The 15,714-nt window shown below is 64.8% G+C and carries 16 protein-coding genes and 1 pseudogene; 10 read left to right on the top strand and 7 right to left on the bottom strand.

The features are described 5' to 3' along the window. Nucleotides 1-79 precede the first annotated feature (79 nt). Entirely contained in the window at nucleotides 80-886 is an 807-nt protein-coding gene (rsmA, locus tag ABT24_RS04090) for a 16S rRNA (adenine(1518)-N(6)/adenine(1519)-N(6))-dimethyltransferase RsmA (RefSeq protein WP_276706869.1), read from the top strand. Nucleotides 887-1,065: 179 nt separating this feature from the next. Here the strand turns inward: rsmA and ABT24_RS04085 are convergent, their stop codons facing one another. From ABT24_RS04085 to ABT24_RS04075, 3 genes are all read right to left on the bottom strand, one after another. Continuing rightward, the gene (locus tag ABT24_RS04085) at nucleotides 1,066-1,512 is read right to left on the bottom strand and encodes a barstar family protein (protein WP_013121914.1); all 447 of its coding nucleotides are present in this window, start codon (nucleotides 1,510-1,512) and stop codon (nucleotides 1,066-1,068) included. Beyond that, nucleotides 1,475-1,921 (bottom strand): guanyl-specific ribonuclease, encoded by a 447-nt coding sequence (locus tag ABT24_RS04080; protein WP_276729313.1) that lies wholly within the window; start codon nucleotides 1,919-1,921, stop codon nucleotides 1,475-1,477. Before ABT24_RS04080 ends, ABT24_RS04085 begins: the two co-directional genes overlap by 38 nt. Before the next feature lie 277 nt (nucleotides 1,922-2,198). After that, nucleotides 2,199-4,487: an NADP-dependent malic enzyme gene (locus tag ABT24_RS04075; protein WP_276729315.1), complete on the bottom strand. Its 2,289-nt coding sequence runs from the start codon at nucleotides 4,485-4,487 to the stop codon at nucleotides 2,199-2,201. A 136-nt stretch (nucleotides 4,488-4,623) separates the two neighbouring features. On the opposite strand from ABT24_RS04075, the gene thiL reads away from it, so the two are divergent. The 3 genes from thiL to ABT24_RS04060 are packed head-to-tail and all read left to right on the top strand — an operon-like array spanning nucleotide 4,624 to nucleotide 6,650. Then, nucleotides 4,624-5,595, top strand: a complete 972-nt coding sequence (gene thiL, locus ABT24_RS04070; RefSeq protein WP_276729318.1) for a thiamine-phosphate kinase — start codon at nucleotides 4,624-4,626, stop codon at nucleotides 5,593-5,595. Nucleotides 5,596-5,617: 22 nt separating this feature from the next. Further along, nucleotides 5,618-6,133, top strand: coding sequence for a phosphatidylglycerophosphatase A family protein (locus tag ABT24_RS04065; protein WP_276729321.1), 516 nt, complete (start codon nucleotides 5,618-5,620; stop codon nucleotides 6,131-6,133). A gap of 4 nt (nucleotides 6,134-6,137) precedes the next feature. Further along, on the top strand, nucleotides 6,138-6,650 hold the full coding sequence (locus ABT24_RS04060; protein WP_276729323.1) for a CinA family protein: 513 nt from the start codon (nucleotides 6,138-6,140) through the stop codon (nucleotides 6,648-6,650). Between the two features lie 12 nt (nucleotides 6,651-6,662). Here the strand turns inward: ABT24_RS04060 and ABT24_RS04055 are convergent, their stop codons facing one another. Next, complete coding sequence (locus tag ABT24_RS04055; RefSeq protein WP_276729325.1) at nucleotides 6,663-7,283, bottom strand: glutathione S-transferase N-terminal domain-containing protein; 621 nt, start codon at nucleotides 7,281-7,283, stop codon at nucleotides 6,663-6,665. A 104-nt stretch (nucleotides 7,284-7,387) separates the two neighbouring features. Between ABT24_RS04055 and purB the strand changes: the two genes are divergently transcribed. Beyond that, nucleotides 7,388-8,791 carry an adenylosuccinate lyase gene (purB, locus tag ABT24_RS04050; protein ID WP_276729327.1) on the top strand — a complete coding sequence of 468 codons (1,404 nt, stop codon included), beginning with the start codon at nucleotides 7,388-7,390 and terminating at the stop codon, nucleotides 8,789-8,791. Nucleotides 8,792-8,808: 17 nt separating this feature from the next. Then, nucleotides 8,809-9,138 (top strand): annotated as a pseudogene (locus ABT24_RS04045) (phage holin family protein); the annotation flags it as partial. Nucleotides 9,139-9,183: 45 nt separating this feature from the next. Here ABT24_RS04045 and htpX read toward each other — a convergent pair. The 3 genes from htpX to def all read right to left on the bottom strand — a co-directional run bounded on the left by htpX (nucleotide 9,184) and on the right by def (nucleotide 11,630). Then, nucleotides 9,184-10,053, bottom strand: coding sequence for a zinc metalloprotease HtpX (gene htpX, locus ABT24_RS04040; protein WP_013121905.1), 870 nt, complete (start codon nucleotides 10,051-10,053; stop codon nucleotides 9,184-9,186). A gap of 75 nt (nucleotides 10,054-10,128) precedes the next feature. Next, nucleotides 10,129-11,088 carry a methionyl-tRNA formyltransferase gene (gene fmt / locus ABT24_RS04035; RefSeq protein WP_276729421.1) on the bottom strand — a complete coding sequence of 320 codons (960 nt, stop codon included), beginning with the start codon at nucleotides 11,086-11,088 and terminating at the stop codon, nucleotides 10,129-10,131. A gap of 35 nt (nucleotides 11,089-11,123) precedes the next feature. Next, nucleotides 11,124-11,630 carry a peptide deformylase gene (gene def, locus ABT24_RS04030; RefSeq protein WP_232054255.1) on the bottom strand — a complete coding sequence of 169 codons (507 nt, stop codon included), beginning with the start codon at nucleotides 11,628-11,630 and terminating at the stop codon, nucleotides 11,124-11,126. A 342-nt stretch (nucleotides 11,631-11,972) separates the two neighbouring features. Here def and ABT24_RS04025 point away from each other — a divergent pair, with 342 nt between their 5' ends. From ABT24_RS04025 to ABT24_RS04010, 4 genes are all read left to right on the top strand, one after another. Further along, a complete protein-coding gene (locus ABT24_RS04025) occupies nucleotides 11,973-13,124 on the top strand; it encodes a LysM peptidoglycan-binding domain-containing protein (RefSeq protein WP_013121902.1) in 1,152 nt (383 codons plus the stop codon). 30 nt (nucleotides 13,125-13,154) lie between these two features. Next, nucleotides 13,155-14,282 carry a DNA-processing protein DprA gene (dprA, locus tag ABT24_RS04020; protein WP_276729335.1) on the top strand — a complete coding sequence of 376 codons (1,128 nt, stop codon included), beginning with the start codon at nucleotides 13,155-13,157 and terminating at the stop codon, nucleotides 14,280-14,282. 93 nt (nucleotides 14,283-14,375) lie between these two features. Beyond that, nucleotides 14,376-14,834 (top strand): Smg family protein, encoded by a 459-nt coding sequence (locus ABT24_RS04015; protein ID WP_013104248.1) that lies wholly within the window; start codon nucleotides 14,376-14,378, stop codon nucleotides 14,832-14,834. Between the two features lie 58 nt (nucleotides 14,835-14,892). Then, a partial coding sequence (locus ABT24_RS04010) for a flagellin family protein (protein ID WP_286737361.1) occupies nucleotides 14,893-15,714 on the top strand: 822 nt, incomplete at its 3' end.

The raw sequence follows: 15,714 nt of genomic DNA, 5'->3' as shown, positions 1-15,714 counted from the left end.
GGCGCGTTGGCCTGGGCTCTCAAGAAAACGCCGGGCCGCCCCAAGTTTCCTTGACCCCCACGGGGGGCGGGTCGGCAGCATGAAGCACCCGCCCGCCCGGCCGCGCGGGGCGGCGCAGACCACGCATGTGGCGCGCAAGCGCTTCGGCCAGCATTTCCTCATCGACCAACAGATCATCCAGGGCATCGTCGACTGCATCAACCCGCAGGCTGGCGAGCGCTTGGTGGAAATCGGCCCCGGTCTGGGCGCCTTGACGCTCGCGCTCTTGCAGCGCATTCCCCGCCTGGCCGCCGTCGAAATCGACCGCGACCTCGCCGCGCGCTGGCGCAAGCAAGCGCCCGACAAGGTGGAACTGATCGAGGCCGACGCGCTCGACTTCAACTTCGCCAGCCTAGGCACCGATCTGCGCCTGGTTGGCAATCTGCCGTACAACATTTCCACGCCGCTGCTGTTTCATCTCATGGATGTGGCCGAGCAGGTTCGCGATCAGCACTTCATGCTGCAAAAAGAGGTGATCGACCGCATGGTGGCCGCCCCGGGTGGTCGCGATTTCGGCCGACTCTCGGTCATGCTGCAGTGGCGCTATCGCATGGTCAATCTGCTCGACGTGCCGCCCGAAGCCTTCGATCCGCCGCCCAAGGTCGATTCCGCGGTGGTTCGCATGACCCCGCTGCCTGTGCAAGAATTGCCGCGGCTCGACCGCAAACTGCTTTCCGCCCTGGTGACCGCCGCGTTCTCCCAGCGCCGCAAATTGATGCGACACAGCCTGGGCCCCTGGCTCGACACCCAAGGCTATGCCGGCGACTTCGATCTGCAGCGCCGCGCCGAGGAAGTGAGCACGGCCGAATACATCGCGCTGGCTCAGTCGCTTCCATCGTCGCCATAAAAAATGGCGCAAGACAAAACGTGTCTTGCGCCACCTCCAGCACCGCAGGAAAAGATCAGGCAGGGCTCAAACCACAAGCTGCGCCCAAGCCCCTTCCCACGGCGTGCAGACCTTGACGGCCTTGACTCTGGGTTCCGGTACCGCTTCGCCCCGCATCTCCTCCCGGCCAGGAGTGCGGGTTACAGAAAAGAATAGAAGACCCTGAAGGCTATGCCACGCTCCGCCCAGAAGTCGGCCGCGTCGCGGAACACGTCGAGCAGCGTTTCGCGCGCTTCCTTGTCGAATCGCTGCGTGGCCGGTAGCTGTTCGAGCACGACCACGAAACCGGGCTGCGGCCCGCCGCCGTGCACCACGTCGGTCAGGCAATCGTGCAGGGCATCGAGGTTTTTGCCGAAATGCTTGGGAAACAGGAAAGAGCGCGCAATCGTCTCCAGCACTTCCTGTTTGGTGGTCGCCTCGGCGAGGTTGGCATAGAGAAAATGCTGGCCGGTCGTCTCGGCTGCGTCTTGCAACTGCGCAACACGGTAAGCCCGGATCGACTGCACGATATTCGGCCGTACCGATTTGAGCAGCACGGCGGGATCGGCATCATTGGGCGATGCGTCGGAAACTGGCATAGTGATCATGGGTGTAGTAACAAACATCGGGATGGTGCTTGGCCCCTCCGCACACAATGCGGCGCGCCCCTCGGTTGCGGGCGCCTGGAGTCGGGACGGTGTATTCGCGGTAATAACCACGACGTTTTGAGGGCAAAAGCCGCTCATAGTTTCCAAAAATGACGCCGTCCTTGTATCCCTCGAACGGGCCGCCTTGTTCAATGCGCCTCAACATGTCTCGCGCCTTCACCGGCAGGTCGGCCACGGAAATGACTGGAATGTCCTGCAGTGCCGAGGTTTGCGACGATTGCGACGTTTCGCGCGCCTGGGCTGCAGGCCACACGCTGGTTCCGCCTGATGCCATAAGCGACAAAGTGGCAATCAGCAGCCCCGCAAAAAACAGGGATTGCAGCGTAGAACGAATGCACCGGCGATTCATGCTGCGGCGGCAAAAGCCGCACCGTTAGAGAAAATTGGACGCAATTGCGTGAAAATTACTGGCTGATGCTGTTCGGTTTCGCGTATTGGGCCATAATGAAATTCTTCGGCCCTGCACACCAGCTAAGGCGCAATCGTAGCGAAATCGCCACGGAAACACAAGGATTCGCCCAATTTTTAGGCAGGTTTTACGGTCAAAGAGGTGCGGGGGAGGCGAGATCACTCCCTCCCCACTTGTGGGGAGGGTTGGGGTGGGGAGTGCCCGGCCCTGGGGGCGCTCAAAGATTGGCCTCGGCGACGGTGAGCGCCGTCATGTTGACGATGCGACGCACGGTGCTGGACGCGGTGAGGATGTGCACCGGCTTGGCCGCCCCCAGCAAAACGGGTCCGATGGCGATGTTGTTGCCTGCGGTGGCCTTGAGCAGGTTGTAGGAGATATTGGCCGCGTCCAGATTGGGGAACACCAGCAGATTGGCTTCGCCACTGAGGGCGGAATCGACCATCAGGCTGGCGCGCAAGACCGGGTCGACCGCAGTGTCGCCCTGCATTTCGCCATCGACTTCCAGATCGGGTTCGCGCTCGCGCAGCAGGGCAAGCGCCTCGCGCATTTTCAGCGCGCTGGGCGCAGGAGAGGAGCCAAAATTGGAATGCGACAGCAAGGCCACCTTGGGAACGATACCGAAGCGGCGCAATTCCTGCGCCGCCATGCAGGTGATTTCGGCAATTTCATCGGCGCTGGGGTCGATGTTGACATGGGTATCGACCAGCGCCACCTGCCGACCGGGCAGCACCAGCACGTTCATCGCCGCATACACCTTGGCGCCGGGACGACGACCGATGACCTGGTCGATGTAGTGCAGGTGGATGTGGGTATTGCCCCAGGTGCCGCAGAGCATGCCGTCGGCCTCGCCCTTGTGCAGCATCATGGAGCTGATGAGGGTCAGGCGCCGACGCATTTCGATCTTGGCCATCGCCGGGGTCACGCCCTTGCGGCCCGCAAGTTGGTGGTAGCTCTGCCAGAAATCGCGGTAGCGCTCGTCGTGGTCGGTGTTGACCACGTCGTAATCGCGCTCTTGTTCCAGCCGCAGACCGAAACGCTCGATGCGCTGGGCAATGACCGCCGGACGCCCCACCAGAATGGGCCGGGCCAGGTGCTCATCGACCACCACGCGCACGGCGCGCAGCACGCGCTCGTCCTCGCCCTCGGCATAGACGATGCGCTTTTTCGCCGCCTTCTTGGCGATGCTGAACATCGGGCGCATCAGCGCGCCGGACTGATAGACGAACTGCTGCAGGCTGTCGCGATAGGCGTCCAGATCGGCGATGGGGCGGCGCGCCACGCCACTCTTCGCCGCCGCCTCGGCCACTGCCGGGGCGATCTTGATCATCAGGCGCGGATCGAAGGGTTTGGGAATCAGGTAGTCGGGGCCAAAACGCAGCGGCTCACCCACATAAGTGGCCGCCACCACGTCGCTCTGTTCAGCCTGCGCCAGCTCGGCGATGGCACGCACCGCGGCCACTTCCATCTCGGCGGTGATGGTGGTGGCGCCACTGTCGAGCGCACCGCGGAAAATGTAGGGGAAGCACAGCACGTTGTTGACCTGGTTCGGATAGTCCGACCGGCCCGTGGCGATGATGGCATCAGGCCGCGCCGCGCGCGCCTCTTCCGGCAGGATTTCGGGCGTGGGGTTGGCCAGCGCCAGGATGATGGGCCTGTCCGCCATCCGCAGGGTGTATTCGGGCTTGAGCACGCCGCCTGCGGACAGGCCGAGAAACACGTCCGCACCGTCGATGATCTCGGCCAGGGTGCGCGCCGGGGTGTCCTGCGCGAAGCGGCGTTTGTCCTCGTCCATCAGCTCGGTGCGGCCCGCGTACACCACGCCGGCCAGATCGCTGACCCAGATGTTTTTGCGCGGCAGCCCCAGATCGACCAGCAGGCTCAGGCAGGCCAGCGCCGCAGCGCCCGCGCCGGAGCACACCAGCTTGACCTGGGCGATGTCCTTGCCCACCACCTTCAGGCCATTGAGAATGGCCGCGCCGACGATGATGGCCGTGCCGTGCTGGTCGTCGTGGAACACCGGAATGTTCATGCGCGTGCGCAGCTTGCGCTCGACCTCGAAACACTCCGGGGCCTTGATGTCTTCGAGGTTGATGCCGCCGAAGGTAGGCTCCAGCGCGGCGATGATTTCGACCAGCTTAGCCGGGTCTTTTTCGTTCACCTCGATGTCGAACACATCGATGCCCGCGAACTTCTTGAACAGCACCGCCTTGCCTTCCATCACCGGCTTGGCTGCCAGCGGGCCGATGTCGCCCAGCCCCAGCACCGCGGTGCCGTTGGTGATCACCGCAACCAAGTTGCCACGCCCGGTGTAGCGAAACGCATCATCGGGCTTGGACTGGATTTCTTCGCAGGCCGACGCCACACCCGGCGAATAGGCCAGCGCCAGATCGCGCTGATTGGACAACTGCTTGGTGGCGACGACGGCGAGTTTGCCGGGGCGGGGAAATTCGTGATATTCGAGCGCGGCTTGGCGCAGCTTGGCCTTGGTGTCTTCTGGGCTGGACATGAAGTCTCCTCCTCACGCGGCCGTCGTGAACGTTTCGCATCTTGTCGCCGCACGGGAAGCAGGCATTGTAGGAGCCTGCCCGCGCACCGATATGCGAACATGGCGTGCATACCACCTCTGATCGCATAGCCTTTCCATGACTGCACCGCTCGGCGAGTTCGATCTCATCGCCCGCTACTTCACCCGGCCCGTGCGCCGCGCCGTTCTAGGTGTGGGCGACGATTGCGCCTTGCTCGCCGCGCCCGCCGCAAATGAACAAATCGCCATTTCCAGCGACATGCTGGTGGAAGGTCGGCATTTCCTACCCGGGGCCGATCCAGCCGCTTTGGGACACAAGGCGCTGGCGGTCAACCTGTCCGATCTGGCCGCCGTGGGCGCAAGGCCGCACGCCTTCACCCTGGCGCTGGCCTTGCCCAAGGCCGATCCACGCTGGCTCGAAGGCTTTGCGCGCGGCCTATTCGCCTTGGCCGAAGCCCACGACATCGAGCTGGTCGGCGGCGACACCACCCGCGGCCCCCGCAACCTCTGCATCACCGTGCTCGGACTCGTGCCCCGCGGCCAGGCGCTGCTGCGCAGTGGCGCGCGGCCAGGCGACGATCTTTGGGTCTCGGGCACCGTGGGCGACGCCCGGCTGGCGCTGGGCCATCGCCTGGGCGAATGGACGCTGGATGCGCAGACGCAAGCCGCGACTTTTGCGCGCATGGATCGCCCCGAACCCCGCGTTGCCCTCGGTCTGGCGCTGCGGGGCGTGGCGCAGGCCGCGCTCGATATTTCCGATGGCCTGCTTGCCGACCTCGGCCACCTCCTGCGCGCAAGCAGGGTGGGCGCCACCGTCGATGCCGACGCCTGCCCGGCCAGCGCAGCGCTTGCCGCCCAACCCCTGCAGCGCCGCCGCCTGTGCCAACGCGCAGGCGGCGACGATTACGAACTCCTGTTCACCGCTCCACCCGCAGCGCGCAATGCCGTTGCCGCCGCCGCGGCGCAAGCCGCCACAGCCGTCACCCGCATCGGCCGCATCGACGCCGAGCCGGGCCTGCGCCTGATCGACGCGAGCGGACAGGTGTTGGACAATGTCTACGCGGGCTTCGACCATTTCCGCACGCCTTGACGCACGCTTGCACTCCTCAGATATGACCACCCCCATTCCCGCCGCCGCACAAGGCGCTTCCTGGCGCTTCATGTGGCGCAACCCCCTGCATGTGCTCGCACTGGGTTTCGGCAGCGGCCTGTCGCCCATCGCACCGGGCACTGCGGGCACGCTGTTCGCTTGGGCCAGCTACGAACTGCTTTCGCTCTGGCTGAGCCCGCTGAGCTGGGCTGTGGTCATCGGCGTGGGCGCCGTCGTCGGCATCTGGGCCTGCGGCCATACCTCGCGTGCGCTGGGCCTGGAAGACGCCTCGCCCGTGGTGTGGGACGAGATCATCGCCTTCTGGCTGATTCTGCTGCTCGTCACCCCGGCGGGCTGGGCTGAGCAACTGGCCGCTTTTCTATTGTTTCGCGCTTTCGACGCCGGTAAATGGCTGGCCGTAGGCTGGGCCGACCGAAATGTGAAAGGCGGCTTGGGCATCATGCTCGACGACCTGATCGCCGCCGCTTTCACGCTGCTGGTCATGGCGCTGGGCATCCGGCTTTACGCCCTGGTTTGAGTCCATGACCCGGCCCGACTTCGACGCACTTTGCCGCCTTGCAGCCGATGTCGGCGCGGCCTGTCGCGCGCGCGGCTGGCGGCTGGCCACGGCCGAATCCTGCACCGGCGGGCTGGTCTCGGCGGCCGTCACCAGCGTGGCCGGGTCGAGCGACTGGTTCGACCGGGGTTTTGTCACCTACAGCAATACCGCCAAATCCGATCTGCTCGGCGTGAACCCCGAACTGTTTGCGCAAGTCGGTGCGGTGAGCCCGGAGGTCGCCAGCGCGATGGCGCTGGGCGCGCGGCAACGCGCGGGGGTGGAGATCGCCGTGGCGATCACCGGCATCGCCGGGCCAGGCGGTGGCACGGCAGAAAAACCGGTGGGCACGGTGTGGTTTGGGCTGGCCTGGAAAGAAGGTGACGCAGTGCAAAGCGAAACCCGTCACGCCCTGTTCAAGGGCGACCGGGACAGCGTGCGTCTGCAGGCTGCAGAGTTTGCACTGCGCTGGCTGCTGCAGGCGGCGCAGCCGTCATAGGCGCGCGCCGCGTCAGCCCTGCGGCGGGGCCGTATCGCGAAACGACGGACGTTGCATCAACTTGTCGTAGAGCTTGGCGAGGTTGGGGTACTGCTGCTGCCAGCCGAGTTCAGGAAAGCGAAACACCACGTAGCCTAGAGCGGCCCCCACGGCAATATCGGCCAGACTGAGATGGTTGCCGCTGCAAAACGGCTTGTCGCCCAGGCCGTGCGACATGGCCTTGACGCCGGAATCGACCTTGCCCATCTGCCGCGCAATCCACGCCGGGCTGCGCTGCGCCTCGGTGCGGCCGGGCCAAGTCTGTTCCAGCCTGGCCGTGGCCGCGGCGTCCATCACCCCATCGGCCAGAGCCTCCCAAGTACGGACTTCGGCGCGCTCGCGCCCGCCAGCAGGAATGAGTTTGCCCACGGGGGTCAGGGTATCGAGATATTCGACGATCACCCGCGAGTCGAAAATCGCTTCGCCGTCGTCGAGCACCAGGCACGGCACCTTGCCCAGCGGGTTGGAGCGACCGATCTGGGTCGCGTCCGACCAGACGTTCTCTTCTTCCCACTTGGCCTCGATTTTTTTTTCGGCCAGCATGATGCGCACCTTGCGCACGTAAGGACTAGTCAGGGAGCCGATGAGTTTCATGTTTTGGCACTGCAATCAATGGGCGATTGAGTATATCAACCGACCTCGATCCCGCCCTGCCGCAGGCGCCGCCCGCTGCAGCCCGCAATTCCTACAATGCCCGCATGAGCACGAACCCCACACCGCAATCCGCCGCGCTGTCCACACTGGACGCGCTCTCGCCCTTGGACGGGCGCTATGCCGCCAAGGTCGACGCCCTGCGCGCGCATCTGTCCGAGGCCGGACTGATGCGCAGCCGCGTGCAGGTCGAAGTGGCCTGGTTCATCGGTCTGTCCGATCTGGGCCTTGCAGAGTTTCCTGCCCTACCGCAAGCGGCTCGCGACGCGCTGGGCGACTTGGTTGCCCGCTTCGGCAGCGCGCAGGCGGCTGAAATCAAAGCCATCGAACGCACCACCAACCACGACGTCAAGGCGGTGGAGTACTGGCTCAAGGCGCAAACGGCCGGGATGGCCGATGTGCACCGACACGCCGAGTTCTTCCACTTTGCCTGCACCTCGGAAGACATCAACAACACCGCGCATGGGCTGATGCTGGCAGGCGCGCGGCGTGAAGTCGTCATGCCGCTGCTGCAACGCGTGCTGCGGCGACTGCTCGATCTCACCGCCGAGCTGGCCGAACAGCCCATGCTGTCGCGCACCCACGGCCAGACGGCCAGCCCCACCACCCTGGGCAAGGAATTTGCCAACGTCGCCCACCGCCTGCAGCGCGCCATGGCGGCCATCGAGTCGGTCGCGCTGACTGCCAAGATGAACGGCGCGGTGGGCAACTACAACGCGCATCTGGCGGCCTACCCCGAGGTGGACTGGGAGGCCTTTGCGCGCCGCGTGGTCGAGTCGCTGGGGCTGAGTTTCAACCCCTACACCATCCAGATCGAGCCGCACGACGCGATGGCCGAACTGTTCGACGCAGTCGCCCGCGCCAACACCCTGTTGATCGACCTCAGCCGCGACATCTGGGGCTATATCTCCTGGGGCTACTTCAAGCAGAAGACCAAGGCGGGCGAAATCGGTTCGTCCACCATGCCGCACAAAGTCAACCCCATCGACTTCGAAAACGCCGAGGGCAATCTGGGCATCGCCAACGCGCTGCTGCGACACCTGAGCGACAAGCTGCCGATCTCGCGCTTCCAGCGCGACCTCACCGATTCCACCGTGCTGCGCAATATGGGCGTGGCGCTGGGCCACAGCGTGCTGGCCTGGGACTCGTTGCTGCGCGGGCTCGACAAGCTGCTGGTTCATCCTCAACGCCTCAATGAAGATCTCGACAACGCGTGGGAAGTGCTGGCCGAACCGGTACAGACCGTCATGCGCCGCCACGGCCTGCCCAGTCCTTACGAGCAGCTCAAGGAACTGACCCGCGGCAAGGCCATCACGGCAGACTCCATGCGGGAATTCATCAAAGGGCTGAACCTGCCCGAAGACGACCGCCAACGCTTGCTCGCCATGACACCGGCCAGCTACACCGGACTGGCAGCCGAACTAGCCAAGCGTCTGGCCGCAGGCCGCTGAACCCCGGGAGACCCACCATGCTCAAACTCTTGCTCAAGTGGCTGCTTTCCGCCTGCGCCCTGCTGGCTGTGGCCTACCTCTACAGCGGCGTGCAGGTCTCGGGTTTTGGCGCGGCGATGTGGGCGGCGCTGTTCATCGGTCTGCTCAATGCGCTGGTGCGGCCTATTCTGTTCATTCTCACCCTGCCGATCACCGTTCTGACCCTCGGGCTGTTTTTCTTTGTGCTCAACGCCGCCATGTTCTATGCTGCGTCCGGCGTGATCGACGGCTTTCATGTGCGCAGCTTCGGCGCGGCGCTGCTCGGGTCGATTCTCTACAGCATCGCCGGGGTCATCATCGACACGGCTGGCCTCATGGGGCCAGCCGGGCTTTGTTTTAACCTACGCCGCAGCTCAGCCTTGCCAGGCCTGAGCCGTGCCGGCCTGCGCCATCTGCATCAGCCGGGCCACGCGCTCTTCGGTGGCCGGGTGGGTGCTGAACAACTTGGCGATGCCGCCGCCGTGCAGGGGGTTGAGAATCATCATCTGCGCCGTGGCCGGATGCTCCTCGGCGGCCTGGAACGGCACGCCGCGCGCGTAAGCCTCGATTTTCTGCAAAGCAGAGGCCAGCGCGGCCGGATCGCCCGAGATTTCGGCGCCGCCACGATCGGCCTCGAACTCGCGAGCGCGGGAAATCGCCATCTGGATCAGGCTCGCAGCCAGCGGGGCCAGAATGGCCACGGCAATGCTGGCGATGGGATTCACCGGCCGACCTTCGGAGTCTCGTCCACCGAAGAACATCGCGAAGTTCGCCAGCGCCGAAATGGCCCCGGCCATCGTGGCGGAAATGGTGGAAATCAGAATGTCGCGGTGCTTCACATGCGCCAGTTCATGCGCCATCACCCCGCGCAACTCACGCGCGCTGAGTACCCGCAGGATGCCCGTGGTGGCCGCCACCGCCGCGTGCTCCGGGTTGCGGCCGGTGGCGAAGGCGTTGGGCGCGTCTTCCTGGATGAGATAGACCCGCGGCATGGGCAGCCCGGCGCGCTGCGCAAGCTCCTGCACCATGGCGTAGAACTGGGGCGCGCTGCTGGCGTCGACCTCCTGCGCGTTGTACATCTTCAGCACCATCTTGTCGCTGAACCAGTAGCTGAAGAAGTTCATGCCCAACGCGAACAGCAGCGCCAGAATCATGCCTTTCTGTCCGCCCAGCATGGAGCCGATGACCACGAACAACGCGGTGATCGCAGCCATCAGGATGGCGGTTTTCAGGATATTGAACATGCTTCGCTCCGATACGTTTGGATACAACAGCGCTAGATTGTGCAGCGAATCAAAAGTTCAAGGCCGCAAAGGGGCTTAACTTAGCGTCAAGCCCGTGAGGTCGGCCCCGCCCTGCAGCCATTGCGCCACGCTCTGCATTGTGCCGCCGGGTTTTTGCAATCGTGTGATGCGCAGCACGCCGCTGCCGCAAACCACATCCAGCCCTTCGGCCGTCATCTGCCGCACCAAGCCGGGCGGGCCGACATGCAGCGGCGCCGTCAATGCCTCGGCCGCACCCACCTTGACGACACCGCCGTCCGGCAAGGTGAATTGCGTCCCCGGCCAGGGCGTGAACGCCCGCACCCTCCGGGCGAGCAGTTCTGCCGACAAATCCCACTGCAACAGCGATTCGTCCTTGCTGATTTTCGCGGCGTACGTCACCCCGGCTTCGGGCTGCGGACGCGGGCGCAGCTCGCCGCGTTCCAGCGCATCCAGTCCCTGAACCACCAGGGCCGCGCCCAAGGCGGCGAGTTTGTCGTGCAGGGTGGACGCGGTGTCAGTGGAGTCAATCGGCAGGGCCTGCTCCAGCAGCATGTTCCCCGTGTCGAGCCCCGCGTCCATCTGCATCAGGGTGATGCCCGTTTGCGCATCGCCTGCCTCGATCGCCCGCTGGATCGGGGCCGCTCCACGCCACCTCGGCAGCAGCGAGCCGTGAATGTTCAAGCAGCCCAATCGCGGCAGCGTCAGCACCGACGTCGGCAGAATCAGCCCGTAGGCCGCCACGACCAGCACGTCCGCCTGGGCGCCGCGCAACGCCGCGTGTGCCTGCGCGGCCTGTTCGGCATAGCGCCCGTCCAGTCGCAGACCTTGGGGTTGAATGACCTCGATTTGCGCCGCCGAAGCAACTTGCTTGACCGGGCTGGATTGCAGTTTCATGCCGCGGCCCGCGGGGCGGTCGGGCTGGGTCAGCACCAGAGGCACGGCGTAGCCCGCGCTCAGAATGGCGCGCAACGCCCCCACAGCGAACTCCGGCGTGCCGGCAAACGCCACGCGCAAACGGCGCGCCGAAGGGGAGGCGGGCATGGCCTGGCTCAAGCGGCCTGCCTCTGCCGTTTGAGCATTTTGGTCTTGATCCGGTTGCGTTTGAGCGGCGAGAGGTAATCGACAAAAACCTTGCCCATCAGATGATCCATTTCATGCTGAATGCACACCGCGGTCAGCCCGTCGGCGTCCATCTCGAAGGGCTGGCCCTGCGCGTCCAGCGCGCGCACCCGCACCGTGGCCGGCCGCGTTACTTTGTCGTAGATGCCAGGGACGGACAGGCATCCCTCTTCCCATTCCTTATCTTCCGCGCTGTGCCGCACGATTTCCGGGTTGATGAGCGCCAGCGGTTGATTGCGCTCTTCCGAGGTGTCCATGACGATGATGCGCTCGTGCACATCGACCTGCGTCGCGGCCAGGCCGACGCCATTGGAGGCGTACATGGTCTCGAACATCGCCGCCACCAGGGCGCGCACCCGCTCATCGACCGCCGCAACCGGCTTGGCCACGGTGTAAAGACGCGGATCGGGATATTGAAGAATGGTCAGTTGTTCCATGGCTCGCATTTTAGTTATTTGCGATGGAAAAGGCTTTATCCATTGCAAAAACGGGGGTGGCCGACTCTGCACGCGCCGTCGGTCGGGCGCGCCCGCAACATTCTTGCAACTGCCGCCCCGTCCAAACGCCGACCAAACGGTGATTTGATTGCCGCATCAAGGTGTTGCGTGCACAATGTGCTCAACAATTTTGAGATATGGGCCCTGGAATCGCAAATTTCCACGGGGGGCAGATTCACAAAAGACCACACCGCGCCGGATGTGGCCACCGTTTCGATCTGGGGACTTTGCGCCATGCTGAGACAGGCTTTCCACCACCCTTTCAACCTCTTTTCACCTCGTATGAGCTACCGCGCTCTGGCTGCCGCGCTGGCGCTGGCCGCTGCGGCGCCCTGGGCTTGCGCCGCCAATCCATCGGCCGCCGCGCCCGCGCTGCATGGTCTGCCCAACTATCCGGTGGCTCCGGCGCAGCGCGCCCAGGCTGAACTCACCGCGCAGACCGGCGTGCCGGTTTCCGAGCTGGCGGCCAACGCGCCCTCGCGCTACACCGTCAAACGCGGTGACACCTTGTGGGCAATTTCCGGCATGTACCTGCGCAAGCCCTGGGACTGGCCCAAGCTGTGGGGCATGAATCTGCAGCAGATCCGCAACCCGCACTGGATTTTTCCAGGACAAGTGCTGTTTCTCGACATTTCCAACGGCCGTGCCCGCCTCAGCATGGGCAGTGACAGCCAGGGCATTCCCACGGTGAAGCTCAATCCGCAGGTCGAATCCAGCCCGCTGCCGCCTGAAGGTATACCCACCATCTCGCCGGAACTCATCGCCCCCTTCCTCACCCAGCCGCTGATCGTCGAGCCCGACACCCTCGAAGCCTCGCCGCGCATCGTGGCCTTGCCCAAGGGGCACACCATGGCGTCGCCCGGCACGCAGGTCTATGTGCGCGGTGATGTGAGCAAAGCCACGCGCTATCAGATCTATCGTCCGGCCAAGCCGCTGGTCGACCCGGCCACGAAAAAAATCATCGCCTACCAGGCCGAATATCTCGGCACGACCAATTTGGTTGAGCCGCCCTCCGGGCCGGATGCGGTGTCGGTGTTCCGGGTCGATGGCATCGAGCGTGAAGTCGGCGTGGGCGACCGGCTGGTCATCGCGCCGCCGCGTGAATTCCTCAACTACACCCCGCACGCCCCGGCCAAGCCGATCAGCGGCGACATTGTTTCGATCTACGGCGATCTGAGCATGGCGGCCAAGAACAGCGTGGTCGCGCTCAACCGCGGGGCCGACGACGGGCTGGAGCGCGGCGACGTGCTGGCGCTGTGGCACAACAGCCGCATGGTCAAAGACTCGACGGCGCCCGGCAAACCCGAGATCGAACTGCCCGACCGCCGCGTGGGCGTGATGATGGTGTTTCGCACCTTCAAGCATGTGGCCTATGCGCTCATCCTGTCGGCCGACGAACCGGTTGAAGTCGCCGACCGCTTCACCCAGCCCTGATCGCCGCAGCGGCCTTCGGCACGGTCGAGCATGACGCCGCCTGAAGACCTCGCCGACTGGCTGCGGCTGATGCAGACTCCGGGCGTTGGCGCCCTCACCGCGCGCCAACTGCTCAGCGCCTTCGGGCCGCCATCGCTGATTTTCCAGACCTCGCACGCCGCGCTGACTCGGGTGGTCAGCGCCGCCGTCGCCTCGGCGCTGCTGGCCGACCCCGACCGCGAAACCCAAGACCTCATCGCCCGCACCCTGCAATGGGCCGCCCAGCCGGGGCAGGCCTGCATCACCCTGGACGATCCGGCTTATCCGCAAAGCCTGCTCGACATCACCGACCCGCCGCCCTTGCTTTACGCCTTGGGCGACACCGCCCTGCTGGGCGCCCCACGGCGGCTGGCCATGGTGGGCGCACGCACCCCCACCGCGCAGGGCGAGCGCGATGCCCAGGCGTTTGCGCAGGCATTCAGCGAAGCCGGGGTCACCATCGTGTCGGGATTTGCCCTGGGCATCGACGCTGCCGCGCATCGCGGCGCCCTGTCCGCGACGGGCGAGCACGCCGGTTCGACCATCGCCGTGCTCGGCACCGGCTGCGACCGCGTCTATCCGCCACGCCACAAGGAACTGGCGCATCTCGTGGCCGTTCGCGGGCTGCTGCTGTCCGAGTTTGCGCTGGGCACCGCTCCCGCCAAGGGCAATTTTCCGCGCCGCAACCGTCTCATTAGCGGCCTGTCTCGCGGGGTGCTGGTGGTCGAGGCCGCCACGCACTCCGGTTCGCTCATCACCGCGCGGCTGGCTGGCGAGCAGGGGCGCGAAGTCTTTGCCATGCCCGGCTCGATCCACAACCCCCTGGCGCATGGCTGCCACCGTCTCATCCGCGAGGGCGCCAAGCTCGTCGAAACCGCGCAAGACGTGCTGGAGGAATTTGCCTGGGACGCGCGCCCCGCCGCGAAAACCACGACGAAAGACGCATCACCCGCCACGGAAGCCCCGCTCGAATGCGACATCCTGCGCGCCCTCGGCTACGACATCCGCAGCTTCGACGATCTCAGCGCGCGCACCGGCTGGCCTGCCGACCGGCTGGGCGCTCGCCTGCTCGAACTTGAGCTGCAGGGCCAGGTCGCGCGCCTGCCCGGCGGCCGCTTTCAGCGCATCGCCCGCGCCTGAAATCCGGCCACCCTTCGCGTGCTCCTGACCCGGCCTGATGCCGGGAGAAAACCGCGAAACAATCCGTCATCGCGTCATGCATAGAATGGCCTCATGTTCGATATTCTCATGTATCTCTACGAGTCCTACTGGCATCCGGAAGCCTGCCCCGAGTTCGGGCAGCTCACGCGCAAACTCAGCGCGGCCGGGTTCGAGAGCGACGAAATCCACGAAGCCATCGACTGGCTTCGCGGGCTCGACAGCGCCGTAGGCGGCCTCAAGACCCAGCACGAGCAGAGCGCACACGCCATTCGTCTTTACGCGCAGCAAGAGCTCGACTGCCTGGGGCTGGAAGCCATCGGCTATCTCAACTTTCTCGAGAGCGCCGGGGTGCTCAAGCCGCATCTGCGCGAACTCACCATCGAGCGCGCGCTGGCCACCGGCATGCAGCCGCTACCGCTGGAGCATCTCAAAACCATCGTGCTGTTGATTTTCTGGCGTCTGGACGAAGAGCCCGATGCCCTGATTCTCGACGAGCTGTTCGTCGAAGCCGAAGACCGCGTGGTGCATTGAGCTAACTGCCGCTAGGCTTCGGCCGCGACTCGCCTAACCCCTCCCTGAAAGATTTCCGATGCCAGTTTCCCCCATCCGCATCAGCCTGGGCGCCGCCCTGCTGGCCAGTCTCGCCCTCGCCGGTTGCGGCGGCGGTTCGACCGCGCAATATGAAGGTTCCATCGTCACCGGCCGTGTCCTCATGGGGCCGCAAAGCGCGTCAGACACTTCTGGCGGGCCTGTAGCGGGAGCCACGGTCTGCGCCTATGCCTTTGTCAAGGGAGAGTCTGCTTACTCTATCGATCCAGCCACGGCGTCAGCATATATCTATAGCAACACTCCGGTTGCACCTTGCGCCACCACGGACGCTCAAGGCAATTTCTCGTTCAACTTACTCAATGGCGTCTTCGGCCCAGTGCTGCTCCAGGCAACGAATGGCTCCTATATGTTCGGCGGAACCTCTCGCACACTGTTGCCGCTGACTTCCGCCAACCTCGCCATGCCGGCCAATGCCAGTAACTACTTCATTGCTACCAACACCACGTTGCAAGCCGCAGTCAACGTCGGTGGAGGTGGTACTGTTTCGACCAATGTGACCCCGCTGACGACGTTCGCGGTTGCGCGCTCCAATCCGATTGCTGGTTTCACGATGACCACTTACCTGGATAATCTGAGCAACATCGCCGCGCAGCTTCGCATCACTGGAGTCAGCGATCTTTCCAATGCAGTGCCCGGGAACAACGCGACAGATACCAGTGGTACTTATGGTCAGGCCATGCTCGGCGTCGAGCAATACCTAGCCACCATGACCCCCAATGGGAGCAATGCAGACGACCCCTACGGCGCCAATCTGCTCAACTGGACCGATCTCGGTTCAGCCACCACGGCAAGCACTGTTTCT

It is taken from the genome of Thiomonas sp. SCN 64-16 (assembly GCF_001725585.1).
GTDB lineage: Bacteria > Pseudomonadota > Gammaproteobacteria > Burkholderiales > Burkholderiaceae_C > Thiomonas > Thiomonas arsenitoxydans.
This window is presented reverse-complemented; position numbering and strand designations above follow the sequence as displayed.